General features: G+C 35.1%; 14 protein-coding genes and 1 tRNA gene. 11 read left to right on the top strand and 4 right to left on the bottom strand.

What is annotated here, in order from left to right; translation table 11 throughout:
• Window positions 1-84: 84 nt before the first annotated feature.
• From dnaE to NAT50_RS02245, 5 genes are all read left to right on the top strand, one after another.
• Window positions 85-4,602, top strand: a complete 4,518-nt coding sequence (gene dnaE, locus NAT50_RS02265) for a DNA polymerase III subunit alpha (protein WP_250591056.1) — start codon at window positions 85-87, stop codon at window positions 4,600-4,602.
• A gap of 65 nt (window positions 4,603-4,667) precedes the next feature.
• Window positions 4,668-5,594 carry an outer membrane beta-barrel protein gene (locus NAT50_RS02260; RefSeq protein ID WP_250591054.1) on the top strand — a complete coding sequence of 309 codons (927 nt, stop codon included), beginning with the start codon at window positions 4,668-4,670 and terminating at the stop codon, window positions 5,592-5,594.
• Window positions 5,595-5,765: 171 nt separating this feature from the next.
• On the top strand, window positions 5,766-6,083 hold the full coding sequence (gene trxA, locus NAT50_RS02255) for a thioredoxin (RefSeq protein ID WP_250591052.1): 318 nt from the start codon (window positions 5,766-5,768) through the stop codon (window positions 6,081-6,083).
• A gap of 320 nt (window positions 6,084-6,403) precedes the next feature.
• Complete coding sequence (locus NAT50_RS02250; RefSeq protein WP_250591050.1) at window positions 6,404-7,330, top strand: DUF58 domain-containing protein; 927 nt, start codon at window positions 6,404-6,406, stop codon at window positions 7,328-7,330.
• A gap of 128 nt (window positions 7,331-7,458) precedes the next feature.
• A tRNA-Asp gene (locus NAT50_RS02245) sits at window positions 7,459-7,535 on the top strand.
• Window positions 7,536-7,689: 154 nt separating this feature from the next.
• On the opposite strand, the gene NAT50_RS02240 is transcribed toward NAT50_RS02245, so the two are convergent.
• Window positions 7,690-8,193 (bottom strand): DUF456 domain-containing protein, encoded by a 504-nt coding sequence (locus tag NAT50_RS02240; protein ID WP_250591048.1) that lies wholly within the window; start codon window positions 8,191-8,193, stop codon window positions 7,690-7,692.
• Window positions 8,194-8,263: 70 nt separating this feature from the next.
• Between NAT50_RS02240 and NAT50_RS02235 the strand changes: the two genes are divergently transcribed.
• A complete protein-coding gene (locus tag NAT50_RS02235) occupies window positions 8,264-8,743 on the top strand; it encodes a hypothetical protein (RefSeq protein ID WP_250591046.1) in 480 nt (159 codons plus the stop codon).
• 5 nt (window positions 8,744-8,748) lie between these two features.
• Here NAT50_RS02235 and NAT50_RS02230 read toward each other — a convergent pair whose 3' ends face one another.
• Entirely contained in the window at window positions 8,749-9,759 is a 1,011-nt protein-coding gene (locus tag NAT50_RS02230; RefSeq protein ID WP_250591044.1) for a glycosyltransferase family 2 protein, read from the bottom strand.
• Between the two features lie 62 nt (window positions 9,760-9,821).
• Window positions 9,822-10,766 carry a hypothetical protein gene (locus tag NAT50_RS02225; protein WP_250591042.1) on the bottom strand — a complete coding sequence of 315 codons (945 nt, stop codon included), beginning with the start codon at window positions 10,764-10,766 and terminating at the stop codon, window positions 9,822-9,824.
• Window positions 10,767-10,819: 53 nt separating this feature from the next.
• On the opposite strand from NAT50_RS02225, the gene ruvC reads away from it, so the two are divergent.
• From ruvC to NAT50_RS02200, 5 genes are all read left to right on the top strand, one after another.
• Window positions 10,820-11,374, top strand: coding sequence for a crossover junction endodeoxyribonuclease RuvC (ruvC, locus tag NAT50_RS02220; protein WP_250591040.1), 555 nt, complete (start codon window positions 10,820-10,822; stop codon window positions 11,372-11,374).
• A complete protein-coding gene (hemW, locus tag NAT50_RS02215; protein WP_250591038.1) occupies window positions 11,375-12,508 on the top strand; it encodes a radical SAM family heme chaperone HemW in 1,134 nt (377 codons plus the stop codon).
• A 90-nt stretch (window positions 12,509-12,598) separates the two neighbouring features.
• The gene (locus tag NAT50_RS02210) at window positions 12,599-13,366 is read left to right on the top strand and encodes a cyclase family protein (RefSeq protein WP_250591036.1); all 768 of its coding nucleotides are present in this window, start codon (window positions 12,599-12,601) and stop codon (window positions 13,364-13,366) included.
• Window positions 13,367-13,374: 8 nt separating this feature from the next.
• Window positions 13,375-13,737, top strand: coding sequence for an MmcQ/YjbR family DNA-binding protein (locus NAT50_RS02205; protein ID WP_250591034.1), 363 nt, complete (start codon window positions 13,375-13,377; stop codon window positions 13,735-13,737).
• A 177-nt stretch (window positions 13,738-13,914) separates the two neighbouring features.
• Window positions 13,915-14,595, top strand: coding sequence for a PH domain-containing protein (locus NAT50_RS02200; RefSeq protein ID WP_250591032.1), 681 nt, complete (start codon window positions 13,915-13,917; stop codon window positions 14,593-14,595).
• A gap of 49 nt (window positions 14,596-14,644) precedes the next feature.
• Here NAT50_RS02200 and NAT50_RS02195 read toward each other — a convergent pair whose 3' ends face one another.
• Window positions 14,645-15,745, bottom strand: a complete 1,101-nt coding sequence (locus NAT50_RS02195; RefSeq protein ID WP_250591030.1) for a DUF4407 domain-containing protein — start codon at window positions 15,743-15,745, stop codon at window positions 14,645-14,647.
• Between the last annotated feature and the right edge of the window lie 344 nt (window positions 15,746-16,089).

Here is a 16,089-nt window from a genome sequence, read left to right as displayed (position 1 = left end):
GTACTTTTGAAAATTCTCTTTTTCCCTTCTTGGGAATGTTTTGAATTGAAATTTATATTGTAAAAATTCTGGACTTTTAAAACTATGTATTTAATCTTCGATACCGAAACTACGGGTTTGCCACGCAATTGGTCGGCACCTATTACCGATACCGATAACTGGCCACGTTGTATTCAGATTGCCTGGCAGTTACATGATGAAATGGGTCGATTAATAGAACATCAGGATTATTTAGTACGACCAGAAGGATTCAATATTCCTTTTGATGCGGAACGAATTCACGGGATTTCCACAGAATTAGCTATGGAACAAGGTGTGCCGTTAATGGAAGTGCTGGAAAAATTCAATTTGGCGCTTTCCAAAGCCAAATACATAGTAGGTCAAAACGTAGGTTTCGACGTAAATATTATGGGGTGTGAATTCCATCGTATGCAAGTGGCTTCAGATATGGTGAAAATGCCAGTTTTGGACACTTGTACCGAAGTAACGGCTAATTTATTAAAATTGCCCGGAGGACGCGGAGGTAGATACAAACTACCTACACTTACGGAATTACATCGATATTTGTTTGAAGAACCTTTTGCGGAAGCCCATAACGCTACAGCCGACGTTGAGGCTACTACCCGATGTTTTTTAGAGCTGATCAAAAGAGAAGTTTTTACAAAGGAAGAACTAGATGTAACGGAAGATTATTACATCAATTTCCGTGAAAATAATCCGCAGAAAATACAACTAATCGGATTAAAGCACATCAATCTCAAATCGGCTTCGGATGAAATCAGAGCTCGTCTGAAACAAATCCAAAAGGAAGAGGAGGGAACACCGGTTACTCAGGAAATGAGTAACGATTTTGAGCAAGCGCCTTTTGTTCATTTACACAATCACACACAGTTTTCGGTTTTACAGTCCACCATTGGAATTCAGGCATTGGTTAATGCAACTGTGAAAAACAATATGAAAGCCGTGGCCATGACCGATACTGGAAACATGATGGGAGCTTTTCAGTTTGTGAGCGCTGTTCTTAGTCATACCAAAGCGGCAAAAGCTAAAAATGAGGAACTTATTGCGAAAGGGGAAGCGCCTACAGAAGTAGAAATCAAGCCCATTGTAGGATGTGAATTCAATATTTGCGACAATCATAAAGACAAATCCAAAAAAGACAACGGTTATCAAGTGGTCTTTTTGGCAAAAAATAAAAAAGGTTATCATAATTTAGCCAAAATGTCATCTATCGCTTATACCGATGGATTTTATTATGTGCCAAGAATTGATAGAAGTATCGTTGAAAAATATAAAGAGGACATCATGGTGCTTTCCGGAAATTTATACGGAGAAATTCCAAGTAAAATTTTAAATGTTGGAGAAAATCAAGCTGAAGAAGCACTGATTTGGTGGAAGGCGCAATTTGGAGACGACTTTTACATCGAAGTCATGCGTCACAATCAAGAAGATGAAAATAGAGTGAATCAAACGTTGGTGCAGTTTGCGCGAAAACACAACGTGAAACTCATCGCTACCAACAATATCTATTATATTGCCAAAGAAGATGCTAATGCGCACGATATTTTGTTGTGTGTAAAAGATGGAGAAAAACAAGCCACTCCTATAGGTCGTGGTCGAGGTTATCGTTACGGTTTGCCAAATCAAGAATATTATTTCAAGAGCGAAGCCGAGATGAAAAAAATCTTTGCTGACCTGCCCGAGGCGATTATCAATATTCAAGAAATTATAGATAAGGTCGAACCGTATTCTTTATACCGCGATGTTTTACTTCCTAAATTTGACATTCCTGCAGAATTTCAGGTGGCCGAAGATGAAGAAGATGGTGGTAAGCGAGGAGAGAACAAATACTTACGTTATCTTACTTATAAAGGAGCGGAAAAAAGGTACACAGAAATCACAGAGGATATAAGAGAGCGACTCGATTTTGAATTACTTACTATTGAAAAAACGGGTTATCCGGGTTACTTTTTAATTGTACAGGATTTCATCGCAGCGGCACGTGAAATGGGAGTTTCCGTTGGGCCGGGTCGTGGTTCTGCTGCAGGTTCTGCGGTGGCCTATTGTCTAGGGATTACTAATATCGATCCCATTAAATATGATCTCCTTTTTGAGCGTTTCTTGAATCCAGACCGTGTGTCCATGCCCGATATTGATATCGATTTTGATGATGAAGGTCGTGGTTTGGTTATGGAATACGTGATTGATAAGTACGGTTCAAATCAGGTAGCACAGATTATTACCTATGGTAAAATGGCTACCAAATCGGCAATTAGAGATACCGCTCGTGTATTAGATCTTCCACTGTTTGAGGCAGATAGAATAGCGAAGCTCATACCAGGAATGATGCCTTCCAAGTGGAATTTGAATAGGTTTTTGAAAGAGGAGGAAAGCGAAGTGAAAAAAGCGTTAAAATCTTCCGATGAGTTTGACCGAATCAAAGAATTAATCGCTATTGCCAATGAAGGAGATTTAGCAGGAGAAACCATTCAACAGGCTAAAGTATTAGAAGGTTCTCTCCGCAATACTGGTATTCACGCATGTGGGGTAATCATCACACCAGATGATATTACCAACTTCGTTCCGGTGACTACTGCAAAAGATTCTGATTTATATGTTACGCAGTTCGACAACTCTGTAGCAGAAAGCGCTGGTTTGCTGAAGATGGATTTCTTGGGGCTAAAAACCCTAACTCTGATTAAAGATACCGTTAAATTGGTAAAATATCGTACCGGAATAGAACTCAATCCAGATGAATTTCCTATCGATGATCAGAAAACATACGAACTCTTCCAAAGAGGTGAAACCGTTGGTATTTTCCAATACGAGTCGCCCGGGATGCAGAAATATATGAAGGATTTGAAGCCGACTGTCTTTGCCGATTTAATTGCGATGAATGCGTTATACCGACCAGGACCGTTAGAGTACATTCCGTCTTTCATTCGAAGAAAAAATGGTGAAGAACCAATTACCTACGATTTAGATGCTTGCGAAGAATATTTAGGAGAAACTTATGGAATTACCGTTTATCAAGAGCAGGTAATGCTTTTATCGCAAAAATTAGCGAATTTCTCCAAAGGTGATGCCGACGTACTTCGTAAAGCGATGGGTAAAAAGCAGAAAGATGTCTTGGATAAAATGAAATCCAAGTTCATCGATCAAGCAAAAGCCAATGGTCACGACGAACAAAAATTAGATAAAATTTGGACCGACTGGGAAGCGTTTGCGAGTTATGCCTTCAATAAATCGCATTCCACATGTTATGCTTGGATTGCCTATCAGACAGCATATCTGAAAGCGCATTATCCCGCAGAATATATGGCAGCGGTGCTGTCCAATAACATGAACGATATTAAGCAAGTTTCTTTTTTTATGGAAGAGTGTAAGCGAATGGGCTTGCAAGTTTTGGGTCCAGATGTTAATGAGTCGTTTTACAAATTCACGGTAAACGAAAATTACGCGATTCGTTTCGGAATGGGAGCTGTTAAGGGTGTTGGAGAAGGAGCCGTGAATACCATTGTAGAAAACCGTAAAAATGGTAAATACAAATCTATTTTTGATTTGACTAAACGTATCGATTTGCGCGCTGCTAATAAAAAAGCTTTTGAAAACTTGGCTTTGGCTGGAGGTTTAGATTGTTTTACAGAGACACATCGCGGTCAATATTTTCATCATGACGGAGACAATATCACGTTCTTAGAAAAAGCAATTCGCTACGGGGCAAAATCACAGGAAAATGAAAACTCTTCTCAAGTAAGTTTGTTTGGTGATGCGTCTGAAGTACAAATACCAGAGCCGGCTGTTCCGCCTTGTGAAGAATGGCATACCATGGAAAAATTAGCGCGTGAAAAAGAAGTGGTTGGGATTTATATTTCAGGTCATCCACTAGATGATTACCGCTATGAAATGAAATATTTCTGTAACGTCCGTTTGGAACAATTAAAAAATTTAGAGCCTTTTGTAACAAAAAATCTCACTTTTGGAGGGATTGTAAATAATGTACAGCATCGAACGGCAAAAAACGGAAAAGGTTGGGCTACGTTTAATTTAGATGGGTACGATGAAAGTTTTGAATTCAGAATTTTTGATGAAGAATACTTGAAATTCCGTCATTTTCTGGTACAGAATCAATTTGTGTTTTTTAAAATCAATGTCAAAGAGGGATGGGTAAATCGAGAAACTGGTAAAAAATCAGACCCAAGAATTCAATTTTTGGAAGCTAAAATGTTGGCAGATGTCTTACCAACGTATGCTAAAAAAATAACGATTCAGTTCTCGATACATGAATTACGAGAAAAGTTGGTGAAAGATTTGCACGAGTTATTTGTAAAACATCCTGGAGATCATCAGATCACTTTTGAAGTTTTAGAACTAGAGAAAATCAAGCGCGAATTACAATTGGTGTCTTCTCCTGAGGAAGTAGAGGTGTCCGATGAGGTACTACCAGGGGAAGTAGAAGTAGAATTGGCAGTGCCGGAAGAAAAAGAGGAAGTAGTTATTAAGAATATGCTTTCGATGCCAAGTCGAAAAATAAAAGTTAAAATTACGTCTGAATTGCTCCAAGAAATGGAGAAACTTCAAGTTAATTTTAAAATAAATTAGACAGGATATTATGATGTTCTGTTTTAGGATTGTATTTTTGCAAAAATTTAAACCAATAAACTATCATGATTAAAAAATTATTGTTAGCTGCTTGTATGGTTTCGACTTTAACCATGACAGCTCAGACAGAAGAGCCAACTTCAAATACAGATAAAAAAGGATGGTATCTTAAAGCTGGAGGATCATATTTTATTCAAACAGCTGCGACTGAATTTCCAATTGTAAGTGGAAGACAGCCTAATAGCGATGTGTATGTGGCTCAAGAATTAGTTTCAAGAAAAGCTATCACTGGATCTTTCGGTGAAGGTTTTAGAACTGGATTAACTGCTGGATACCGTTTTACTGAACGTTTAGGTTTTGAAATGGGAATTAACTACTACAGAAGTAATAGTAAAACTATGGCACAAACCAAAACAGATCAAATTTTTGTGAACGATAATAATGAAATGATCTTTAATTTTACAGCTAATGGTAAGGTAACTGCTTTTGACTTAGCTCCTGCTCTTGTTCTTTATTTAGGAGAAACTAATGGATTTGAACCTTATACGAAAGTTGGGGTTTTAGTGCCAGTTCACGGAGATTTAGAAATTACTACGAATGCGGTTATTCCAACAAGTCCTACAACTGTGGGGAACTTACACAAAGTAGATAAAGTAAAACCAAATCCAACTATCGGTTTTATGGCTGCTTTAGGAACTTCTTACAAGTTAACTAACAAATTGTCTGCCTTTGCAGAAGTAGAATACCGTAACTTTACAGTACACGGAAAATCTAAAGAAACTACTGAGTATACAGTTAATGGTGTAGATCGATTAAACACTTTGGCTCCAGCTCAAATACACTCTAATTATGTAGATTCTTTAGGAACTAACTCTAACAATGCTGAGACTAATCCAAATGGTGTAGATCCTACAAAACCTTTAGATGAATTAAGTTCTTACATCAGTATTAGTGGTGTTGGATTAACATTAGGATTAAAATATAGTTTATAATATAGTAATAATCAATTAGGTTATTCTAAGTATAAAAAAGGAGCTCTTTAATAGGGCTCCTTTTTGTTGTTATAAATCGAAGCAATCTCACCATAATTAAAACTGATTTTTAAATGATGTACTATTCAAAATAAAATTCTATTTTTGTGTATTAATACAAAAGAAATTAAAATGGCACAAGCAATAACAGATGCTACTTTTGAAGAAGTAGTATTACAGTCAGATAAACCGGTAGTAGTAGATTTTTGGGCAGCATGGTGTGGTCCTTGTAGAATGGTTGGTCCAGTAATCGACGAAATCGCTACAGAATATGAAGGAAAAGCAGTAGTTGGAAAAGTAGACGTAGATGCTAACCAAGAATTTGCTGCTAAATATGGGGTTCGTAACATCCCTACAGTTTTAATTTTCCAAAATGGAGAAGTAGTAGGACGTCAAGTAGGAGTAGCTCCAAAAGATACTTATACAAAAGCTATAGACGCATTATTGTAATCAATATTTTATAAGAAGAAGACCTGACGATAGTCGGGTCTTTTTTTGTTAGTAAAAACACTTCTCTTGAATAGATAATTTTGTCATCATCAAGAAACATTAATTTCTTCTAAGGGTTATTATCTACTTTTCTTCTAATTTCCTTGTTTTGAGTTTTTTTAGTTTGTGATTCCTAAAAAAGACTACACAGACAATTCACATTATAGGTCGTAGTCTTAGAAGTCCTAAAAATTTAATATTTTTTGTTTTTCTAAAAGGTTAAATCAATAAATCATCGTACTCTCGTTTATAATACTGATTTCATTGTTTATATTTGAAGTATGAAGTTTGATGCACAAATAGAAAAAATATCCAGTTTTCAGCATTTAGAGCTATTGGCCAACCAAATTGTAGAAGGTTTTATTTCAGGTATGCATAAATCGCCATTTCATGGTTTTTCTGCTGAATTTGCCGAACATAAAATCTATAATGTTGGAGAAAGTACAAAGCATATCGATTGGAAGCTTTTTGCCAAAACTGATAGGTTGTATACTAAGCGTTTCGAGGAAGAAACCAATTTGAGATGCCATCTTATCATAGACAATTCTTCGTCTATGCATTATCCGAAATTAAAAGAGAATCAATTTTTTTATGAAAATAAAATAGGGTTTTCAGTCCTAGCTTCAGCTGTGCTTATGAATCTGCTTAAAAGGCAAAGAGATGCGGTTGGATTAAGTGTCTTTTCAGATTCGTATGAATACTATGCGCCAGAAAAAGGAAGTGAACGGCATCATCGAATGTTACTAGATAAATTAGAAAACCTTTTACGTGTTTCAAAAGAAGCGAAACAAACCGATACAATTACGTATTTGCATCAAATAGCCGAAAAAATGCATCGTCGTTCCATGATTATTCTTTTTACAGATATGTTTCAAAGAGAAGACGATGAAAAGCTTTTTAAGGCACTTCAGCACTTAAAACACAACAAGCATAAAGTAGTTTTGTTTCATGTAGTCGATAAAAAAACGGAGTTTAATTTTGATTTTGACAATGCTCCACGCAAATTTATCGATATTGAAACTGGTGAACAAGTCAATTTGTTTGCAGAAAATGTGCAATCGGATTATGAAAAATTAGTAAAACGTTATTTTGATGAGATAGCCAATACGTGTGCTATGTATAAAATAAAGTATGTTCCGGTGTCGGTAGACGAAAAATTTGAAAAAATTATGACTACATATCTGATTGAAAAACAGAAGTTTGGTTAAAAACCTGAAATTTTTTTTAATTTTTTTTCGAAAAACACTTGCAGAAATGAAAAACGGTTGTATATTTGCAACCGCAATCGAGTTCGGTATGACACTTACAAAATAAGAGAAGCGAATAAGATTAGTCTGGTTTGGTAGTTCAGTTGGTTAGAATACATGCCTGTCACGCATGGGGTCGCGGGTTCGAGTCCCGTCCAGACCGCCAGAAAAAAGAGGAAGCTCCGTTATTGCGGAGCTTTTTTGCCCTCTTACAATATTTAAAATTAGTTGTGTTGTTTAGTCTCGTTGGAGACAGCGAGATGGTTTAGTAGTTAGACCAATGAAAAGCTTTCCATTTGATTGGAGGGCTTTTTTATTTTTTAGTGGAAAAAGTTATTCCAGTTTTGCCAAATCAAATAGATAAACATTCCTAAAAAAGCCATACACAAAACAAACTTCATAAAGGTAGAAGCCAAAAAGCCAATAAAAGATCCGGTAGCGGCTTTTAAGGCTCTGTTGTGATCTTGGCTGTTATAATACAATTCACCAAGAAAAGCGCCTACAAAAGGGCCAATGATAAAACCAAAAGGGATAGGAGCAAGTAAACCTACTATTAATCCGATATTGGTTCCCCAAATACCGTATTTACTTCCTCCGAAATATTGAGTGCCTTTGGCGGGAATCACGTAATCCAGAATGAGAATTAACGCGGTAATAAAGAAGGTAATTCCCAAAACCCAATAATTGTTTGGAACCGCTTGGGTTAGATATAATAATAATAGTCCCAACCAACTCAATCCGGGACCGGGTAAAGCAGGTAAAAAACTTCCTAAAATTCCAACGATCATGCAAACAAAACCAATAATGACCAACACTGAATCCATAATATTATTTTTTATTACTTTTGTCCACTAATTTAATCAATAATCAAATTATTTGGCATAATTAATTCCAATGAAAAAAGTACTTGCCTTTTTAACTCTTCTTACGTTCCTGCAAAGTTGCCAGTATTTTGAAAAAAACGTGCCTAGTAAAGAAGAATTGCTACAACAAGAATTGAAAAGAATCAACTGGAAAGAAGTCGATGAATATCCGTCTGCCTTGCCTTGTGATTCTATTATTGATAAAACACAACGCAAACAATGCTTCTTTGATTTTGTTACACAGCATTTACAAGAAAAATTAGCAAACGATACAATTCGTTCCATTTATAAAAGACCCGATACGCTTCACGTAAGAGTAATAGTAATGCCAGATGCTCAACTTGTCTTTCAATCTTATTTTAAAGTAGACAGCTTGGCTTTTGATTCGATAAAAGCAGATAGTATCTTACAATCTAAGCTGGTTGATTTTCCTGCCATAGAACCAGCAATAAAAAGAGGGGTAAAAGTAAAGTCGGAATTTATCGTACCGGTAGTTTTAAAGAAGAACTAACGCTATTACAGTTTAAATTTTCTTCCTTTCCAAGTGTAATTACCCCAAAAGGAATAAAAGACCACCAATGTGCTGAAAAGCGGATAAATGAAACTGCTTGCGATTAAATAAGTCAACTTGATTTTAAAAAATCGACTGGTTTGGATTAATAAAATAAGATCTACTGTAAATTTGATTCCGAAAAAAACGATTAATGATTTCCAATTTACGGTAATAATTAAAAACAAGAGTGAAAGATTCATCAAGAATACAGAAAGTCCTAACTGTTTACTGTAAATCCCCGAATAATTTCCTGTTTTGCTAGCCCAACGTACTCTTTGATGAAATAAACGATACCAAGACTTCTCGGGTTGCGTTTTTACTAGAGCTTCATGCGATTTCAGAAAATGCACTTTACTAGGGTTTCGTTTCATGCCTTTCTGCAATAAAAACACATCATCACCACTAGCAATCGTCTCGTTGCCTTCGAAACCATTCAGTTCGTAAAAAAAATCTTTAGTATAGGCGAAATTCGCACCATTGCACATAAAAGCTTGTTGGTTTCCAAAGCTACCAATAGTGGTTCCTTGTAAGCTCAATAAATCTAGTTGCTGAAACGCGTCTAAAACAGATGAATTGGTTTGATAATACACTCCAGAAGCAATCATTTCGGGATGATTATGCTGGACAAAAGCATCAAATGTATTTAGCCAGTTTTCGGATACCACACAATCGGCATCAGTAGTTATAATCCAATCAAACTTAGCATGAGGGATAGCCGTAGTAATAGCGTCTTTTTTGGGCGAAAGTGTTTTTCTTGAATTTCGTAAAACAGTAATTGGAAAATCGTAATTAGCAAATTGAATTTCGTCATCGGATTCATCATCTACTAAAATCACTTCGAAAAGATCTTTAGGGTAATTTAACAATGAAATAGAATTCAAAAGTAAGGGAAGGTTTTTAGCTTCGTTCCGAAAAGGGACAACAATTGAAAAACGAGTAGAAGGCCATGTTTTAGGAAAACTAAAATCCTTCATTTTTGAAAAACCAAAGGACAGCCAAATAATATTTAGCACATACCCAAGCCCTATGAAAAAAATTATGGTTGCCATTTAGGCTTAAAGTTAAGAACAAAATAGCTTCCCACCAAAACAGGTAACACGGTATTTAAAAACCACATGAGTGTACTTATGAAAACTACAATCCATTCGTTGATTCCTAATAACCCAAAGAAATACACTGCGACACTTCCTTTAACGGCAAAGTCCAAAAACTGGAAAGTAGGTAATGAGGATGCTAAAAAATACACACTAGTGATCGCGGACATCAGTAAAAAATAAGGTACGTCTACTTCGAAAATTAAAAACAAGAAATAATATTGATGCGAAAAAACGAGATAGCGCCCAATAGCCAGCATGATATTTTTTTGGTGTACCTTTTTTGGAATTTCATTAATCTTATGCAATAATTTCTCGATGGAATAGCCTTTGATCGCTATTTTTTTCGTGAAAAAGAGAAAAAGAATTAAAGAGAAAAATCCAATGAAGAGTATGCCAACAGTTTGCGTGGTAATAATTCGGAATTTGGCATTAAAAAACAACAATCCAAAAATTCCGATGAGGATTGTTAATACCATTTGAATACCATTGCAGATCAAATTCAAAAAAATAATTTTCTTGGTCTGTGATTTTTCAAAATATAAGGCTTTTCCAGCGTATTCTCCAATCCCATTAGGGGTGAATAAAGCGGCGGTTAAGGCTCCCAACACCTGTTTAGAGGCTTCACCCACAGAAATTTTTCGGATTACTGTGACTAGGTTTTGCCATTTTAAAATTTCTAAAAACCGATTAAGAAATGTCAGAAAGATAATAATTGCGATATTTCCAAAAGATTGTTTTTCTAAAACTAAGGCTTGGAATTTTTCCCAGTCCAATTGTTTGTTGTTTGCTAATTGTTGGTAAATAAAATAAAATGCGCCACTTACAATCAAAACTTTGATGGTAAAAACAAGGAATTGCTTAGCTTTGTGAGGAATTGAAATCATGTTGCAAAGTAACGAAACTTTGAACTCGAAATCTTAAACTTGAAACTAAATAATTGGCAAACGAACGCATCATATTAGGAATTGACCCAGGAACTACTATTATGGGTTTTGGGTTAATTAGAGTGGTCAACAAAAAAATGGAGTTCATACAACTTAACGAGTTGCAGCTCAATAAAATGGATGATCATTATATGAAACTTAGACGTATTTTCGAGCGTACAATTGAATTAATAGACACCCATCATCCGGATGAAATTGCTATCGAGGCGCCTTTCTTTGGTAAAAACGTGCAGTCGATGTTAAAATTAGGAAGAGCACAAGGGGTGGCGATGGCTGCTGGATTGTCGCGTCAAATCCCGATCACAGAATACGAACCTAAGAAAATCAAAATGGCGATTACTGGAAACGGAAATGCCAGTAAGGAGCAAGTCGCTAAAATGCTTCAACAATTATTAGGTTTGAAAGAATTACCCAAAAATCTAGATTCCACCGATGGTTTGGCAGCGGCAGTTTGCCATTTTTTCAATTCGGGAAGAGTTGAAGTTGGAAAAAGTTATTCGGGTTGGGATGCTTTTGTAAAACAGAATGAAGATAGAGTGAAGAAATAAATGAGCGGCATCTACATCCACATACCTTTTTGCAAGCAGGCTTGTCATTATTGCGACTTTCATTTTTCTACTTCTTTGAATAAGAAAGATGAGATGGTTTTAGCTTTGGCTAAAGAAATTGAAATGCGGAAAATCGAGTTTCAAGACGAAATAGTGGAAACGATTTATTTTGGCGGTGGAACACCGAGTATTTTAGAAATATCGGATTTAAAATTATTGATTGACACAGTATATCAAAACTATAAAGTAGTCGAAAATCCAGAAATTACGGTTGAAGCGAATCCTGATGATTTAACGGAAAATCGAATCATCGAATTATCAAAAAACAAAGTCAATCGATTGTCTATTGGAATTCAGTCATTTTTTGAAGACGATTTGAAGTTAATGAATCGTGCACACAATGCAGAAGAAGCTAAAAAGTGCTTGGAAACGGCTACACAATATTTCGATAATATTTCCATCGATTTAATTTACGGAATTCCGCAGATGAGTAATGAAAAATGGCTGCAAAATATAGAAACTGCTTTATCCTTTGGTGTTCCGCATATTTCGAGTTACGCCTTAACGGTTGAACCAAAAACCGCTTTACATTCGTTCATTCAAAAAGGAATTATTCCGCAACCGGATGATGAAGTCGCTCAGGAACATTTTCATCTTTTGGTCGACAAACTTTTGGAAAATGGGTTCGTTCATTACGAATTATCGAATTTTGGTAAAGAAAATTATTTTTCAAAAAACAATTCGAGTTATTGGTTGGGTAAAAAATACATCGGAATTGGTCCGTCTGCACACAGTTATGATGGAAAAAATCGAGGTTGGAATGTTTCTAATAATTCGTTGTATATCAAATCGATTCAAGAAAATAAATTACCCATCGAAATCGAAACCTTAACCAAAACCGACCGTTACAACGAATATATTATGACCGGTTTACGAACCATTTGGGGTGTTTCGTTAGCAAGAGTCGAACAAGAATTTGGAAAAAACTATTTGGAGTATTTAAATCAACAAGCTTCAAAATTTATCGAAGACCATTTGTTGTTTGTGGACGATAACGTTTTACGAACTACAAAAAAAGGGAAGTTTTTGAGTGACGGAATTGCGAGTGATTTGTTTTTGTTAAATTTGGAATGATTATTAACCACTAAGAACACGAAGGAGGCACAATATGATATAAAACTTTGTGAACTTAGTGAAAACCTTGCGCTCTTGCGGTTAAAAAATATGAAAGCAACCATCAACAATATACAAATCGACTTGTCAAAACCGATTGATATTTCTATTCCATTGACCAATAACGAACAAAATCCGATTGCGTGGTATCAAAATATACCTGAAATTGAACCAGTAAAAATGGGCGATTGGATAGGAAAAGTTTCGGAAGGAAAGTCATCAACTAATTTCAATAACATTTTCTTCAACCCACACGCACATGGTACGCATACGGAGTGTTTAGGACATATTACACGCGATTTCTATTCGATAAATCAGTGTTTGAAACAGTTTTTCTTTACGGCAGAATTGATTTCAGTGAAGCCAAAAAAAGTGGGTGAAGATTTAGTTATTACAAAAGAACATATCTCGACTGCGCTAGATAAAGCAAACTGCAGCTCGGTTGAAGCCATCATCATCAGAACATTACCCAATCCTGAAAACAAAAAGCATCTGAATTATTCCAATACGAATCCTCCTTATTTAGAAGAAGCTGCAGCAATTTTCATTAGAGAAAAAGGAATCCAACATTTGTTAATCGATTTGCCAAGTGTCGATAAAGAACACGACGAAGGAAAACTGTTGGCTCATAAAGCGTTTTGGAATGTAAAAGACATCAATCAAGTAAATCAAGACGCTCGATTTCATTGTACGATTACAGAAATGATTTATGTTGATAATACCATCAAAGATGGAAGTTATTTGCTGAACTTGCAGTTCGTTTCGTTTGAAAATGACGCTTCACCATCGAAACCCGTGTTGTATAAGATTGAAAAGTAACTACAAAGATGGACATCCAACAACTTTACGAATTTTGCTTATCCAAAAAAGGTGTCACCGAACATTTTCCGTTTGATGAAGATACTTTGGTGTTTAAAGTAGGTGGAAAAATGTTTTGCTTAACTTCGTTATCCGAATGGGAAAAGGGAACTCCATCGTTAAATTTAAAATGTGATCCCGAACGCGCATTAGAACTTCGCGCCGAATATGAAGCGATTGAACCTGGATATCACATGAGCAAAGTACATTGGAATACCGTTCGTTTTCATGGCGATGTCTCTGATAAAATGATGTGTGAATTAATAGACCATTCGTACGAATTGGTTTTTAAAAGTTTGACCAAAAAATTACAAGCGGAAATTTTAAGTTGATTTTCATAAAAAAATTCAAGGCACAATTTATTTGAGGATTATCAGTTTTTATCTGGTTGTATTAAAGAAACATTCAATGATTTTTTAAAATGTTTTCGGATAAAGTTTTTTTAATTTCTTAAATTAGGCATCACTTTTGAAATAGTGCAGAAAAAATACATATATAATAAACAGACTATGATTGATAATTTAAAAAAAATACTAAACGAAGATCAGGATCCAAAAGCCATAGAAAAGATTACAGCTAAATTAGCCAATATGTTAATGTCTAATGAAGAAGTAGGTTACATAGCGGTTCAGAAAAAGCCGGCTGTGACCATCTTGCCGGATAGTATCGTGGTAACGAATAAGCGTATTATTTTGTGCAAACCTAAAAATCTTGGGTTGTCTATGGAATTTGTAGATTATGATTGGGACGATATCGGTGGGGCTTTTGTAAAAGAGGGATTATTAGGATCGGATTTTTCTTTTTCGACAAAATCTGAGTTGACTCATACTGTAGACTATTTGCCTAAAAATCAAGCTCGAAAATTGTATACTTACGCCAAAGAACAATTGGATAAATTGAAAAACACAGTGAGTTCTGTTTCGCAGGAAGCTACACCTATCATTGAACCGGCTATTGAAGAAGTAGAAACCGAAGAAGTGACCTCTTTTGCTGAAATTATTCCTTCAACTCAGTTGATTCCAGATACTGAAATCGAATCTCCTGTTCCGCATGGAGAAAAAATGCTAAAGGATTTGTCTAAAGAGGAATTGTTTGAAAAATTACAAAATTACAAGAAGTTGCTCGACAATGGATTAATCCTTCAAGGAGAATATGACAAATTAAAAGCTGAGATTTTACAATATTTATAAAAGAAACAAACCCTGTCAGATACTTAAATTTTTGACAGGGTTTTCTTTTTTACATCGATCCTTTTTGTTTCTCCACATAATGATCCGATTGAAGTTTTAAAAGTTCAATGGCTGATTTTTTCTTGTAGTCATACAATTCTTTCTCAGATTTAATGTCTTGATAAATTGTATCATAAATGGCTGCGTCGGTTTCTTTTTGTAAACGTCGCTGGTAATTATGTTGTTCTAGATTGACTTTTAAAGCCGCTTCGTTGTCTTCTAACTTGAAATCATATTCCCCTTTAGGAGAAAGCATCTTGGCAATAATTGGAGAAGTTTCAATGGCTAAAAACAGTAACATGATAAAAAAGGAAGGTAAAAAGGGCAATTCATTGAGTGCGTTGATTCTAGCCATTAAGCCATCAAAATTATCAATAACCGGTTTGGTATCGCCTATTTTTTTGTCTAAATCCGCTTGTAAGTTTTTGGCTCGACTTTCTTTTTCGGAAATAATTTTTGATGAAGTAATTCTTAAGGAGTCTAACTGACGTAAAGCCAAATCATGTGCTTCTCTTTTTTCTTTATAAATAGGACCCTTGCCCATTTTTTTAGTTCCCGTGGTTCCTTCGGCTTCAGTTATGTATGCTTGATATAAATTAGCTACTTCTTTTTCTTTTGCTTGTAAAGTCGATTTAATACTGTCTATTTCAGCTTGATTTTTGTTGATGTCATTTTTAAAATAATCGCTGACTTGATTTTTATTGGCAATGGCCATCGCGTTTTTCTCTTTTAATAGGACAGTATTAATTTCCTTTTCAAAAATTTTTATTTCTAAAGGTTTAGAAATAACTATCGCAATGATTATTGCGAGTACAATACGAGGTGAGGCTTGAAGTAATTCGGTTCTAAAGTTATCTCTTTTGCGGATGGTTGAAACGATAAATCGGTCTAGATTAAAAATAAGCAGTGCCCAAACAATTCCGAAAACAGTTGCATAATAAGGATTATCAAAAACAGTAAATAAGGCGTAAGCACTAGCTAAAAAAGCCATGACAGCAGTAAAGAAAACAGTTGCGCCAATTCCTACATACTTAGTTTGTTCGCCTTCACTACAATTGGAAAGCAATACTCTGTCGGCGCCAGAGCATAGAATAAAAAAACGTTTTAACATGATTGATTTTGATTTGATGATTGATAGATCAAATTTAAGACCATTTATGAAGAATTTGTAGCCTATAAAAGTTAAATTTTTGAAGTAAAACTATGTAAGATTTTTTTTGGTTTTTTAATAGTTCGTTTATTGCAGATTGTTATCTTCCCTTAAATGTATTTGGGTAATATTTTTAAAAAAGTATTTTGTGAAAATAATTGTTGATTAAAATGTGTTTCAAATAATAAAATTTAAAAAAGTCGCAAAATATAATTAATGAGTTTTTTATGAGGAGAATTTTTTTTCGCTTTCAAAGCAATCACAGCCTTTCAGTATAATAGAGTTAGATAGAGAATTTTTTCACA

Origin of the sequence: Flavobacterium luminosum (genome assembly GCF_023635005.1) — a bacterium.
In the GTDB taxonomy this organism is placed as follows: domain Bacteria; phylum Bacteroidota; class Bacteroidia; order Flavobacteriales; family Flavobacteriaceae; genus Flavobacterium; species Flavobacterium luminosum.
This window is presented reverse-complemented; position numbering and strand designations above follow the sequence as displayed.

What these genes read in the sequence shown, in the direction of transcription:
- dnaE (WP_250591056.1), top strand. Translation starts at nt 85, where the DNA reads ATGTATTTAATCTTCGATACCGAAACTACGGGTTTGCCACGCAATTGG.
- NAT50_RS02260 (WP_250591054.1), top strand. Translation starts at nt 4,668, where the DNA reads ATGATTAAAAAATTATTGTTAGCTGCTTGTATGGTTTCGACTTTAACC.
- trxA (WP_250591052.1), top strand. Translation starts at nt 5,766, where the DNA reads ATGGCACAAGCAATAACAGATGCTACTTTTGAAGAAGTAGTATTACAG.
- NAT50_RS02250 (WP_250591050.1), top strand. Translation starts at nt 6,404, where the DNA reads ATGAAGTTTGATGCACAAATAGAAAAAATATCCAGTTTTCAGCATTTA.
- NAT50_RS02240 (WP_250591048.1), bottom strand. Translation starts at nt 8,193, where the DNA reads ATGGATTCAGTGTTGGTCATTATTGGTTTTGTTTGCATGATCGTTGGA.
- NAT50_RS02235 (WP_250591046.1), top strand. Translation starts at nt 8,264, where the DNA reads ATGAAAAAAGTACTTGCCTTTTTAACTCTTCTTACGTTCCTGCAAAGT.
- NAT50_RS02230 (WP_250591044.1), bottom strand. Translation starts at nt 9,759, where the DNA reads ATGAAGGATTTTAGTTTTCCTAAAACATGGCCTTCTACTCGTTTTTCA.
- NAT50_RS02225 (WP_250591042.1), bottom strand. Translation starts at nt 10,766, where the DNA reads ATGATTTCAATTCCTCACAAAGCTAAGCAATTCCTTGTTTTTACCATC.
- hemW (WP_250591038.1), top strand. Translation starts at nt 11,375, where the DNA reads ATGAGCGGCATCTACATCCACATACCTTTTTGCAAGCAGGCTTGTCAT.
- NAT50_RS02210 (WP_250591036.1), top strand. Translation starts at nt 12,599, where the DNA reads ATGAAAGCAACCATCAACAATATACAAATCGACTTGTCAAAACCGATT.
- NAT50_RS02205 (WP_250591034.1), top strand. Translation starts at nt 13,375, where the DNA reads ATGGACATCCAACAACTTTACGAATTTTGCTTATCCAAAAAAGGTGTC.
- NAT50_RS02200 (WP_250591032.1), top strand. Translation starts at nt 13,915, where the DNA reads ATGATTGATAATTTAAAAAAAATACTAAACGAAGATCAGGATCCAAAA.
- NAT50_RS02195 (WP_250591030.1), bottom strand. Translation starts at nt 15,745, where the DNA reads ATGTTAAAACGTTTTTTTATTCTATGCTCTGGCGCCGACAGAGTATTG.